The organism is Pseudoalteromonas sp. PB2-1, assembly GCF_045040605.1.
Classification (GTDB): Bacteria; Pseudomonadota; Gammaproteobacteria; order Enterobacterales; family Alteromonadaceae; genus Pseudoalteromonas; species Pseudoalteromonas arabiensis.
This window is the reverse complement of sequence record NZ_CP090667.1, coordinates 2810356-2823699: the sequence shown is the minus strand read 5'-3', so window position 1 is coordinate 2823699 and position 13344 is coordinate 2810356. Positions and strand designations below refer to the sequence as shown.

Sequence of the window (13344 nt, the reverse complement as noted above, 5' to 3'; positions counted from 1 at the left end):
TGTACTTCATATCATGTCAGTAGCGACTTTTTCAGAATTAAACCTTGCCCCCGAACTTTTAGAAGCTCTGCAAGCGGAAAATTATCAAACCCCAACTGCAATTCAAGCGCAGACAATCCCGCTTATTTTATCGGGCGCTGACGTGATGGGCAGTGCACAAACAGGAACAGGTAAAACCGCTGCGTTTGTGTTACCTCTACTGCATAATTTGTTATCTGAAAAGGTACTCCCTGACACGGTTAAAATACTTATTTTAACGCCAACTCGCGAGCTTGCTCAGCAAGTATTTGCAAGTGTAGAGCGCTATGGTGCTAACACCGCAATTAAAGCAGCACTTGCTTATGGCGGTGCCAGTATTGGGCCACAGATCAAAGCCATAAAAGGCGCACAGCTTGTGGTAGCAACACCTGGGCGCTTACTTGATCATGTGATTAAAGGCAGTATTAAGCTTTCAAGCATTAATGCCTTGGTGTTTGATGAGGCTGATCGCATGCTTGATATGGGATTCATCGACGAGATAAAACGTATCTTGCGACATGTGCCAAAAGCGCGTCAAACCTTACTTTTTTCAGCCACATTTGATGACAGCATTTTTAACCTTAGCAAACAGCTCTTAAATGACCCTAAGTTGGTTGAAGTGAATAAACGTAATTCCGCTGCGACAGAAGTAGAGCAAGTTGTTTATGCGGTTGATGAAGATCGCAAGCGTGAGTTGGTGTCACATATGATTGGTATGAAAAACTGGCAACAAGTGCTGATATTTACCCGTACCAAACAAACCGCTGATTTACTTGCTAAAGAAATGTGTAAAGATGGACTAAAAACCGAATCCATCCACGGTGATAAAAGCCAAGGCGCACGTGACAAGGCACTACAAAACTTTAAATCTGGCGCAACGCGTGTACTTGTGGCAACAGATGTTGCTGCGCGTGGTCTTGATATTGCCTCTTTAAGGTACGTGATAAACTATGAACTGCCTTATGTTGCAGAGGATTATGTGCACCGAATAGGCCGTACTGGGCGAGCGGGTGAAAAAGGTTTTGCAATGTCGCTGGTGAGTATTGACGAGCAATACCTGCTTGATGAAATTGATATTCTGCTCGATACACGCCTTACACCGCAGTGGTTACCCGGTTATGAACCTGACTTAAGCAAAGAGCCGAAACAAATCAGAAAAAACACCAATAAAGCACGTCGTTCACGAGACAAAAAACGTATTTTAGGAAAAAAAAGTCCGAGACGTCGTTAAATTTGGCGTATATTTAAACTATCCACTGGTTAATTTGAGTGTGTAGTATGTTTGAAGCCAATAAATGTGCATTTCGTCAACCGGACAACCAGTTTTCGCTACAAAAGTGGCAAAAAACAATCGATTTAATGACTGAGCTATTTTCTGCGCCAGCTGGTTTTATCGTGCAGAAAAGTGATGATGCGTATCGCATCATTGTGTCAAGCCAACAACAAGAAAACCCCTATGATGTTGGTGCAGAATCAAGTGCTGACGATAATATCTTTTGTAAGCGAGTGGTGCGTGATTTAGCACCACTTTATGTCCCGCATGTGAGTGAGGACAGTCAGTGGCATGACAGTCCCTACATTAAAGATGGCATTGAATCATATTTGGGTGTACCAATTTGTTGGCCCAATGGAGAGCCATTTGGCACATTTTGTGTGATGGATTTTGAGCAAACTCATTATCAACCAAGCCTAATAGAGCTGATAAAGCAACTTAGAGACATGGTTGAAGATGATTTAGCACTGTTAGATAGTTTCGCACAAATGCGTGAAATTGCGATGCTAGACCCATTAACGAATATCTATAACCGCCGCGCCCTCGATTTACTTTCGCAACATAAATTAAATCTAGCAGCTCGTCTAGGCTTTGAAGTATGCTGCTTATTTATTGATATTAATGACTTTAAACCGCTTAATGATAATTATGGTCATGAGGTAGGAGATCAAGCTCTAATTAGCCTTGCTGACACAATGAAAGGCACCTTACGAGAGGCTGATATTATCGGTCGATTAGGCGGTGATGAGTTTGTTGCGCTTCTTCAAGTTAATAATGGTGATTGTATCGATACGATTATGAAAAAGCTTGAAAGCACGTTTAAGGCAAACCTGCAAAGTCAGGGCTTGCCAGAGCTTAGCCTTAGTATCGGCTATGCCGCACTTGGTCATCGTGCTGAAACATTTGCTGAACTACTAAAACGTGCAGATGAAGATATGTATGAGAAAAAGCAAGCCTCTAAGCGTGTTTAGGCTATTTGCTTTTCTGCTAGGTTTAATTCCATCGTTGCTTTAAGTAAACGGTAAAGATTGATAGATGCATCAATTTCTTCTTTACGGTTAGTTAAACTCTCAATATTTAAGCCAAGCGGTACATTTAAATGCGCACAGCTTTGTAATATTAGGTCTAGATTCTCACGACAAATACGTACAGACTCGCTCAGTGGGTTAGCGGAATCAAGCATGCGCCATTTTGTTGCTTCTGGTACAGATATGCCCAACCACTGCATAAACTCAAGTGTTTTCTCACCACCACAGGGTGTGAAAGTAAGAATGATTCGTTTCGGTGAAATGCTAAGCGCTTTACAGCTACGCGCATAACTGGTGATTAAATCGATTGTGGCTTGTGCGTTATACACAGCTTGGGAGATAAAAAACTGACAACCTTGTTCCGTTTTTTCAAGCAATCGCTCATGCTCATTGCGTTTGCTGGCATGACGCTCTGCTATAGTAACGCCACCTAAAAATATATCATTATCTTGTTTTTGAAGTGTTTTATAAGCATCTGGCAGGCTCAATTTGATATCGCCATGAGATGATGGGCTACCAACTAACACTAAGTTTTTTAAATCAAAATCATTACGAGTTTCTGCTAGCCATTCGTTAAACTCAGCTTCACCGCGTTGAGCAACGCTTTTGTACGTAATGACATCTTGTTGAGACAAGTTACGTAATAAATGAGAGTACTCCCGTGGATCGACGGTTTCTTTGAATGGAAATGGGCGTGGTTTTGCCGTACGGCTACTTTCATCTTGAATGTCATAGATAATCACACCATCGTATTCAATTTCGTGTAAGCGACCTAATAGCTTTTGCGCAATGGTTTCAAGCTGAGCTTTATCAGTGCCAGATTTAGGCGGTGTGGTACCAATAAGGTAAACACCTTGATTGGTGTCTTCAATTTTCTCTTGTAATGATAAAGCCATAATCCTCATTCCAGCTGTAGTTGCGTCTATGAGGATAATATAGCAGCCATTTAGACGTCTAGATAGATTTTTTTCGTGAAAGTTTTTCAATGACTATGAATTTTGCTCAACTTAAGAGGCCGTTGTTCGTAAAAATTGACACACCTGTTTACATTAATTCTGCCTTCAACCCTCATATTTTCTGGTACTTTGGTGCATAATCAACGATTAATAACTATGAGAAAAATAACTAACAAGGGAACATAATGAAATTTAGATTATTAGCAACAGCTGTTGCTGTCACGCTAGCGCTCGGTGGATGCGCAAGTAATTCACAGTCAACTATGGTTAAAGAAGCCGGCATTGAGCAGTCAGTAAACCAAGATGATAATCGTGTATTTAGTCAAGGTTACCTATTAGAAGAGCTTGAAAACGGCCTTCGCGTGATGGTAGTAAAAACAGATTACCCAGATGTCGTATCACTGCAAATTCCGGTATCGGTTGGTTCACGTAATGAGGTTGAAGCAGGTAAAACCGGTTTTGCACACTTCTTTGAGCATATGATGTTTAAAGGCTCTGAAAAATTCCCGCAAGATGTGTATTCAGATATTCTAAAAAACTCAGGTGTTGATAATCGCGCATACACAACCAACGATTACACTAACTACCACTTAAACTTCTCAAAAGAACATTTAGATAAAGTACTCGAAATCGAAGCGGATATTTTTCAAAATCTGACTTACAGCGAAGAACAGTTCCGCACTGAAGCGCTTACCGTAAAAGGGGAATATCTAAAGAATAATGCCAGCCCAATTCGTAAGTTACTTTCTGCTGTTCGTAACGAAGCATTCGAAAAACATACTTATAAACACACCACCATGGGCTTTTTTGAAGACATTGAAGCTATGCCTGATCAAATGGCGTATGGTAAAGAGTTCTTCGCTAAGTTTTATAAACCTGAATATGTATCTTTAGTTATTGTTGGTGATGTTGATCCACAAGAAACCATGGCAATGGTGAAAAAGCACTGGGGCAACTGGAAAAAAGGTGATTACCAAGCTGATATTCCTGTTGAGCCAAAACAACAAGCAGCAAAATATGTACATGAGAAAAATGATGGTTTACCAGGTCACTGGTTGCTTGTGTCTTACAAAGGCACCGCATGGGATCCAACTCAAAAAGACCGTGCAGCCCTTGATTTGATCTCACAGCTTTATTTCTCTAACAACTCAGCACTTTATCAAGAGCTGGTTGTTGATAAACAAATTGCCAGCCAAATGTTTACCTATAACCCAGATACTAAAGATCCTGGGTTATTACATGTTTTTGTAAAAGTCGAAAACGAAGCGGACCTTGCAAAAGCGCGTGATGCGATTAACCGTACTTATGCACAAGCACGCACAGAGCTTGTTGATGCACAAAAGTTAGCTGATTTAAAATCTAACTTAAAATACAGCTTTATCAATGGTCTTGATTCATCACAGTCAATTGCCTCAACACTTGCAAGCTACATGCACTTTGAGCGCGACCCTGAGGTGATTAACCAACTTTACGCGACTGCTGATAGCATCACTCCTGAGGATATCAAAGCGGTAGCAAACAAATATTTTGTTGATTCAAGCCGTACTACTGTGACAATGTCGGCGCTTGATAAAGTGGCAGGTTTTGATCAAGAGGTTGACTTAAACGCGGCGGTTGCCAGTATTGAGCAAGCCCCAACAGAGCGTCATTTTAAAGTACTTGATAAAACCAATAGCTCGCCACTGGTTGATGTTAACTGGTTATTTAATACCGGCGCAGCAGCTGATCCACAAGGCAAAAAAGGCTTAGCGGCACTCACTGCTGCAATGCTAGCGCAAGGTGGCTCAGAAACGATGAGCTACAAAGATATTCAAAAAGCGTTATACCCACTGGCAGGAAGCTTTGGCTATCAAATCGATAAAGAGATGATTTCTTTACGTGGTCGTGTGCATAAAGACAATGCTGCCAAGTGGTATGCACTTGTTAGCGATCAATTGTTAAATCCTGGCTTTAGAGAAGATGATTTCAAGCGTCTGAAAAAAGAGCTTATCGATAGCATTAAAGCAGACCTTAAAGCGTCAAATGATGAAGAATTAGGTAAAGAAGTGCTTTATCATCAGCTTTATAAAGGCCACCCGTATGAAAGCTATAACTATGGTGATTTATCAGATCTCGAAGCACTGACGCTTGACGATGTAAAAGCGTTTTATGCTAACCAGTTTACCCAATCTAAGTTAACTGTAGGTTTAATTGGTGCTATTCCGAGTGATGTTAAATCAACTATGATGAAAGATTTAACATCGCTTGCACAAGGTAAAGAAAGTCGTTTAACGATCCCAGATGCGCCAGCCCTTCAAGGGCATCATGCAACGATTGTTGAAAAATCAGCGCAGTCTACCGCTGTGTCATTTGGATTCCCAATCGATACAATTCGTAGCAGCGATGACTGGACCGCACTTTGGTTAGTGCGCTCTTACTTTGGTGAACACCGTAGCTCAAACAGCTTCTTGTATCAGCGTATTCGTCAAACCCGTGGTATGAACTATGGTGACTATGCCTACATTGAGTACTTCCCGCGTGGTATGTTCCAAACTAAACCTGATGCTAACTTAGGCCGTTCAGAGCAAATTTTCCAAGTGTGGTTACGTCCGCTTCGTTCTAATAACGATGCGCACTTTGCAACGCGTACGGCATTATTTGAGCTTGATAAGCTGATTAAAAATGGCATCAGCAAAGAAGATTTTGAAGCGACGCGTAACTTCTTAATTAACTTTGTGCCACAAATGGTTGCAAGCCAAGATCGCCAATTAGGTTATGCGCTTGATAGTGAGTTCTATAATACAGAGAGCTTTGTTGACTATGTGCGCGGCAAGCTTGAAAAGCTAACCCTTGATGATGTGAATCGTGTTATTCGCGATAACTTGCAAACAGAGAATATCCACTATGTGTTTATTACTGGTGACGGCAAGGACATGCAAAAACGTCTAGCCTCAGAGCAAACATCGCCTATGGTGTACAACGCTGAAAAACCAGCAGAGCTTGTTGCTGAAGATAAAGTGATTGCAGACTATAAACTTGCGATACCGGCGAAAAATATTAAAGTACTTGATGTCGAAAAAGTATTTCAATAATAACTAATCAATGCCCCTGCCTAGGGGCATTTTTTATGTTTAATAGCAAATAACGATGACGCTCTGGTTATTAGATATAACCAGAACAAATAAACAACGGGTTAGTACATCTTGCTACAAATCCGTTAAACTTAAGTAATAGCAGTTAGGTATAACCAGAAAGGCAAAATTATGCGTCATGAAATTTGGCAAAAGCTTCGCGAAGAAGCAAACGAAGTCGTTACTCGTGAACCTCTTTTAGCAAGTCATGTCTATTCGTGTGTGTTAAATCATGAGTGCTTAGGTTCGGCGCTAAGTTTTATTGTTGCTAATAAGTTAGCGGATGCAGTGGTTTCAGCATTCACAATTCGCGAATTGTTTGACCAGGCCTTTGTTAAGTGTGATTTGATGTTGACCCATGTCGCTCATGATATAAAAGCAGTAAAAGATCGTGACCCTGCCGCAGATAGCTACTTAACGGTGATACTTAACTTAAAGGGCTTTCATGCAATACAAGCACACCGACTTGCAAACTGCCTTTGGTTACAGAATCGAAAAGAACTTGCTCGCTTTATTCAAAGTAGAACTTCTGAGGTATTTGGTGTTGATATTCACCCTGCTTGTAAAGTGGGTCATGGTATTATGTTTGACCATGCAACTGGGATTGTAATTGGTGAAACAGCGGTTATTGAAGATAATGTATCGATTCTTCAATCGGTTACTTTAGGTGGTACGGGTAACGAACAAGGTGATCGCCATCCTAAAATTCGCGCGGGTGTGTTGATTGGTGCCGGTGCGAAAGTGTTGGGTAACATCGAGGTAGGAGAGGGCGCACGCATAGGTGCAAACTCTGTCGTATTAAGCCCTGTTCCAGCACATACAACCGTTGTTGGGGTACCTGCTAAAGTGGTGGGTAAACCGAGCTGTCCTTGTCCAGCGGAAAGTATGAATCAAAACTTTCTGGATGACAGCACCACAAGCGCAAGCAATGCATCTCATACCAGTGCAATGCTGTAGTTCTTTACAATAAAGAGCAAAAAGAACCTTGTCTAAATTAGCCTTTGGTTTGTCGATTGTAGCGTCATTTATTTGTGGCGCTATCATCATGTTTATGCTTCAAACTGATAACACCGTTTTGCCAACTTCAGAGCGGGCGCAAATAAGTGTTATAGAGCCGGCTATTTCTGAGCAGGCAGCGCCAGTTGCACCTATTAGTGTGAGTGGAGTTTCTAATGTTGGGCATCAAACTTCACCTGAAGAATTAACTCAAGAAGCGCTTAAGCAGCAAATTGCCGAGCTTGAATTACAAGTCGAGAGCCAGCAGGCTGTGATTGCACGTTATCGCACTAACGCACTTACATCCGATGAAATAGACTCCCACCTTGATCAGCTTTACACGCTTTTAGCACAGCAAGAACGCAATGAAACATGGGCCTATCAAGTTGAAACAGCTATGAGTGACTTTTTAATTATGGCTGACTTACCTATACAGCCAAATGTCAGCGTTTCTAAGTGTAAAAGTTCAGTTTGTCAGTTTAAGTTACAACGCCCAGATGACGTTACAGTACTTCCTGAGCATTATTGGCGAAATATAACAGATGATTTAATGCTGCAAAGCTGGTGGAAACAGTTCAAATACACTTCCACCACTTCGAGTGACGATGAGCTAGTCATCGTTGTAAGTACAGATTAATCAAACCACTTTTGATTGCAACTGGCCATCTGCCAATTCGGTAGTGAGCAATTCTCCGCTATTAACCTGTGACACTGATTTCACCACCTGACCTTGTTTGTTTTTAGTAATGCTATAACCACGCGCTAATACACTTAGTGGACTGACTGAATCTAAGCGGCTCGCCTGCAGTGATAGATGATTACGGGATGTTGTAAATTGGTGCTGTATAGCTTGTGTTAAACGACCTTGCAGCTGGGTAAGCAAGTGCTCATAGCGAGTAAGTTGCTTTTCTGGTGAGCTTTGCATTAAACGAGGAGTAAGGTTGCCAAGTACTCGCTCATGGCGCTGAATTGTACTTTGCATAGCACGATGTAAAGCAAGGCTCAATTCATCCAGCTTTTGTGCCTGCTGATTGAGTTGATTTCGTGGGTGACACAGTTGTAAGCGATGCTCAAATTGCGTCGCTCTAGTACGTTTAACTGCCAACGCGTGTTTAAAGGCATGATTTAAATGCCTAACAAGCTGATTTACTCTGCTATGTAACTCCTCACTATTTGGACTGACCAACTCGGCTGCTGCAGAAGGTGTGGCTGCGCGTATATCTGCAACGTAGTCACTGATAGTGGTGTCTACTTCATGACCCACAGCACTGACAATAGGCAGGTTGCTGGCATAAATGGCGCGTGCGAGTAATTCATGGTTAAAACACCATAAATCTTCTAATGAACCACCACCACGACCCAATATCAGTACATCCACTTCGTTACGTTGATTGGCGATGTTTATTTTTTCTATTAATTGGCTGTGAGCATCAGCGCCTTGCACCATGGCCGGATAAATCACCACTTCAAGTTGGGGAGCACGGCGTTTCAAGACGGTTAAAATATCGCGAATGGCCGCACCTGTGGCCGAGGTAATCACGCCAACGCGATTGATATGTGTTGGCAATGGTTTTTTATAAGCTGAGCTAAACAGGCCTTCGGCGGCAAGGCGCATTTTAAGCGCATCGAACTCTTGTTTTAATAAGCCTTCACCAGCTGGTGCCATATGTTCAACAATTAGTTGATAATCACCACGCGGTTCATACAAAGATACACGGGCACGCACAGTTACTTGTGCGCCATTCGTTGGGCGAAATGTTTGGCCACGATTATTACCGCGCCACATAGCTGCTTTTACTTGTGCGCGATCGTCTTTTAATGTGAAATACCAATGCCCTGAAGCAGGCGCAATAAAGTTTGAAATTTCACCACTTAACACTAAAGAAGAAAAGCCGCGTTCTAGCACACTTCGGATCTCTTTATTAAGGCGTGATACGGTATAAATGTCTTGTGAATTACCCATTGCAGCTAAATTTAATCTCTTTGCCATAAACTAAGGCTACTTTATCATAAATAATTGCACAATTTTATTTACTCGGGTTTAGAACGCTGATAAAATTTGGCCGCAATTCCTTATACTCAGATCCACATGTGAGAAGTTGCCAATATGCTTAGAATTGCTAAAGAAGCTCTTACCTTTGACGACGTACTACTAGTACCAGGTCATTCTACTGTTTTGCCACACACGGCAAATATTTCAACTCGCTTAACGCGTGGTATCAATCTTAACTTGCCGCTAGTTTCAGCATCTATGGATACTGTAACAGAAGCTCGTTTAGCGATTGCGCTAGCGCAAGAGGGCGGTTTAGGTTTCATCCACAAAAACATGACAATTGAAGAGCAAGCTAAAAACGTACGTAAAGTTAAAACGTACGAAGCAGGCATTGTTTCTTTCCCTGTTACTGTGACTGCGGATCTAACAATTGCTGATGCCATAGCATTAGCAGAAGATAAAGGTTTTTCAGGTTTCCCTGTGACGGATGGTGATAATAACCTAGTGGGTATTGTTACAAGCCGTGATATGCGCTTTGAAACCAAACTTGAGCAACCTGTTTCTACCGTTATGACGAAAAAAGAATCGTTAGTGACTGTTAAAGAAGGTGCAGACCGTGATGAAATCTTAGGTCTAATGCACGAGCACCGTATCGAAAAAATTCTCGTAGTTGATGATGCTTTTAAACTTAAAGGCATGATCACTGTAAAAGATTATCAAAAAGCACAAGACAAACCAAACGCATGTAAAGACGAGCAAGGTCGTCTACGTGTAGGTGCCGCTGTTGGTGTTGGCGCAGGTACTGACGAGCGTATCGCAGCCCTTGTTGAAGCAGGTGTTGATGTATTACTTATCGATACATCACATGGCCACTCACAAGGTGTTATCGACCGTGTTGCTCAAACACGTCAAGCATACCCAGATCTACAAATCGTAGCAGGTAATGTTGCAACAGCTGAAGGTGCGATTGCCCTTGCTGATGCGGGTGTTGACGCTGTTAAAGTGGGTATTGGTCCTGGTTCTATCTGTACTACTCGTATCGTAACAGGTTGTGGTGTTCCACAAATCACTGCTATTTCTGATGCAGTTGAAGGCTTAAAAGGCCGTGATATCCCTGTTATTGCTGACGGTGGTATTCGTTTCTCAGGTGACATCGTAAAAGCACTTGTTGCAGGTGCATCATGTGTGATGGTGGGTTCAATGTTAGCAGGTACTGAAGAAGCACCGGGTGAAGTTGAGCTATATCAAGGTCGTTACTACAAGTCTTACCGTGGTATGGGTAGCCTTGGCGCTATGGACCAAAAAGAAGGTTCATCAGACCGCTACTTCCAAAAATCGAACGAAGCAGACAAGCTTGTTCCTGAAGGTATCGAAGGCCGTGTTGCTTATAAAGGCCCTATTGCGACAATCATCCATCAACAAGTGGGCGGTCTTCGCAGTGCAATGGGCTTAACTGGCTGTGCAACAATTGAAGAGTTAAATACTAAACCTCAATTTGTTCGTGTTACTTCAGCTGGTATGGGTGAATCACACGTTCACGATGTGCAAATCACTAAAGAAGCGCCAAACTACCGCTTAGGTTAATTACCTTAAGGTATTGAAATTACAATGGGCTAGCATTTGCTAGCCCTAATTTATTTATCATCTCCCTTTGGGAGAGCAGTTCCTGACTAACGAGATACTCCATGAGCAAAGACATTCACGATTCACGAATTCTCATTTTAGATTTTGGTTCGCAATACACACAGTTAATCGCACGTCGTATACGTGAGATTGGTGTTTACTGTGAGCTATGGGCATGGGATGTAACTGAAGAGCAAATCCGCGAATTTAATCCACAAGGTATTATTTTGTCGGGTGGTCCTGAGTCTACAACACTTGAAAACAGCCCACGTGCTCCTGAGTATGTATTTAACGCAGGCGTGCCAGTACTTGGTATTTGTTACGGCATGCAAACAATGGCAACGCAACTAGGTGGTAGCGTACACAGCTCTGATAAGAAAGAGTTTGGTTATGCGCAGGTTGAAAAAGTAGGTGATTGTGCGTTATTCGACGCTATCGAAGACCACATTACTGATGGCGGTGCAGGCGTACTAGACGTTTGGATGAGCCACGGCGATAAAGTAATGGAAGTACCAGAGACTTTCAAAACAACGGCTAAAACGTCTACATGCCCACATGCTGCAATGTCTTGGGAAGAAAAGCGCTTCTACGGCGTGCAGTTCCACCCAGAAGTAACTCACACGCATCAAGGTCAACGTTTACTTGAGCGTTTTGCGATTGATATCTGTGGCTGTGAAAAGCTATGGACTCCGGCTAAAATCATCGACGATGCGATTGAGCGTATCAAACAAACTGTAGGTGATGACGAAGTCATCTTAGGTTTATCAGGTGGTGTTGATTCATCTGTTGTTGCAATGCTTATTCACCGTGCAATTGGCGACAAGCTAACATGTGTATTCGTTGATAACGGGCTACTTCGTCTAAACGAAGGTCAGCAAGTTATGGACATGTTTGGCAACAAGTTCGGCCTAAACATTGTTAAAGTAGATGCTGAAGATCAATTTTTAGCAGACTTAGCAGGTAAGTCAGATCCAGAAGATAAGCGTAAAGCGATTGGTCATACCTTCATTAAAGTATTTGACGAGCAAGCTAAAAAGCTGAAAAGCGCAAAATGGTTAGGTCAAGGTACTATCTACCCAGATGTTATCGAATCTGCTGCATCAGCAACAGGTAAAGCACACGTAATCAAGTCTCACCACAACGTAGGTGGTTTACCAGACGACATGGAAATGGGTCTTGTTGAGCCGTTACGTGAGCTATTCAAAGATGAAGTACGTAAAATTGGTCTTGAGCTTGGTCTACCTTACGACATGCTTTACCGTCACCCATTCCCAGGTCCTGGTTTAGGTGTTCGTGTACTTGGTGAAATCAAGAAAGAGTACTGTGACTTACTACGTCGCGCAGATGCTATCTTCATTGAAGAGCTACACAAAGCAGAGCTTTACCACAAAGTAAGTCAAGCCTTCACTGTATTCTTACCAGTTAAATCGGTAGGTGTAATGGGTGATGCGCGTAAATACGACTGGGTTGTATCGCTACGCTGTGTAGAGACAATCGACTTTATGACGGCACGTTGGTCACACTTACCTTACGAGTTCCTAGGTGTGGTTTCTAACCGTATCATCAACGAAATCGATGGTATTTCACGTGTTGTTTACGATATTTCAGGTAAGCCACCGGCAACAATCGAGTGGGAGTAGACTTGGTTGTAAAAACCTAATCTAGTTTCTGTTAGATAAAAAAGGCCAGTCAGTATTTCTGACTGGCCTTTTTAATGAATTTTTACTTTCCTAAAAAACCTTGCGGAGATATTAGTTTTCGTTGTAGTGCTGGCTTCTATTTTTAGGGCTGTGGCTGCGTAACACTGGGCACTGCCTGAAGATGAAAGTCATTGCTGACAAAATGGAGGTATTCCAAAATAGGTTGAAGATGGTAGGGCGAGTTTATGATGGATCGGTCGATCAAATCGACAAAATAAGACGCTGGCCCTTTGGTCGCCGTACGTAGTCAGTGATGGTGTACCGATCTAACTAGCCGCTCTACAGTTCATCAACCAAGAAAACGCCCTGCAAATTTTACTCGTCTTGAAGAAGGTAATCACCTATATTTTCTCGACCTTCTGCTAACTCACCGAGCGATTTTTAAGAAGCGTTGTATAACAACTTAGAATGGGGTAAGTGATATGGTTAACATGGAAATGATGAAAATTGTTATTTTGAGCGTAAAATATGATTCAAAGCGCGATGGATATTCATAAAATAGGTAAGCTTAAAGCTGTTAGATACGGAAGTACCTTTGAATAGTGTATTGACTAACAATAATTTGAGTGTCACATAAATACAGATTAAATCAGAAGCTGAACTGGAGTTGATATCTCTTGGGAAATTTGACCGTTAGATAGAGTGCA

The 13344-nt window shown here is 42.1% G+C and carries 9 protein-coding genes; 7 read left to right on the top strand and 2 right to left on the bottom strand.

Annotated features, from left to right (window positions below; all coding sequences use genetic code 11):
- Window positions 1-13 precede the first annotated feature (13 nt).
- Entirely contained in the window at window positions 14-1249 is a 1236-nt protein-coding gene (locus L0Z67_RS13175) for a DEAD/DEAH box helicase (RefSeq protein ID WP_062569550.1), read from the top strand.
- A gap of 47 nt (window positions 1250-1296) precedes the next feature.
- Complete coding sequence (locus L0Z67_RS13170) at window positions 1297-2262, top strand: sensor domain-containing diguanylate cyclase (RefSeq protein WP_062569551.1); 966 nt, start codon at window positions 1297-1299, stop codon at window positions 2260-2262.
- Here L0Z67_RS13170 and L0Z67_RS13165 read toward each other — a convergent pair.
- Complete coding sequence (locus L0Z67_RS13165; protein WP_062569552.1) at window positions 2259-3215, bottom strand: methylenetetrahydrofolate reductase; 957 nt, start codon at window positions 3213-3215, stop codon at window positions 2259-2261. The genes L0Z67_RS13170 and L0Z67_RS13165 overlap by 4 nt on opposite strands.
- Window positions 3216-3460: 245 nt before the next feature.
- On the opposite strand from L0Z67_RS13165, the gene L0Z67_RS13160 reads away from it, so the two are divergent.
- The 3 genes from L0Z67_RS13160 to L0Z67_RS13150 all read left to right on the top strand — a co-directional run bounded on the left by L0Z67_RS13160 (window position 3461) and on the right by L0Z67_RS13150 (window position 8018).
- A complete protein-coding gene (locus tag L0Z67_RS13160; RefSeq protein ID WP_062569553.1) occupies window positions 3461-6346 on the top strand; it encodes a pitrilysin family protein in 2886 nt (961 codons plus the stop codon).
- A 171-nt stretch (window positions 6347-6517) separates the two neighbouring features.
- Window positions 6518-7342 carry a serine O-acetyltransferase gene (gene cysE / locus L0Z67_RS13155; protein WP_062569554.1) on the top strand — a complete coding sequence of 275 codons (825 nt, stop codon included), beginning with the start codon at window positions 6518-6520 and terminating at the stop codon, window positions 7340-7342.
- 28 nt (window positions 7343-7370) lie between these two features.
- Window positions 7371-8018 (top strand): hypothetical protein, encoded by a 648-nt coding sequence (locus tag L0Z67_RS13150; RefSeq protein WP_062569555.1) that lies wholly within the window; start codon window positions 7371-7373, stop codon window positions 8016-8018.
- On the opposite strand, the gene xseA is transcribed toward L0Z67_RS13150, so the two are convergent.
- On the bottom strand, window positions 8019-9371 hold the full coding sequence (gene xseA / locus L0Z67_RS13145) for an exodeoxyribonuclease VII large subunit (RefSeq protein ID WP_405128115.1): 1353 nt from the start codon (window positions 9369-9371) through the stop codon (window positions 8019-8021).
- 117 nt (window positions 9372-9488) lie between these two features.
- On the opposite strand from xseA, the gene guaB reads away from it, so the two are divergent.
- Both guaB and guaA read left to right on the top strand, forming a co-directional pair.
- The gene (gene guaB / locus L0Z67_RS13140; RefSeq protein ID WP_062569556.1) at window positions 9489-10958 is read left to right on the top strand and encodes an IMP dehydrogenase; all 1470 of its coding nucleotides are present in this window, start codon (window positions 9489-9491) and stop codon (window positions 10956-10958) included.
- Window positions 10959-11059: 101 nt separating this feature from the next.
- Complete coding sequence (guaA, locus tag L0Z67_RS13135; RefSeq protein ID WP_062569557.1) at window positions 11060-12637, top strand: glutamine-hydrolyzing GMP synthase; 1578 nt, start codon at window positions 11060-11062, stop codon at window positions 12635-12637.
- Window positions 12638-13344: the final 707 nt, after the last annotated feature.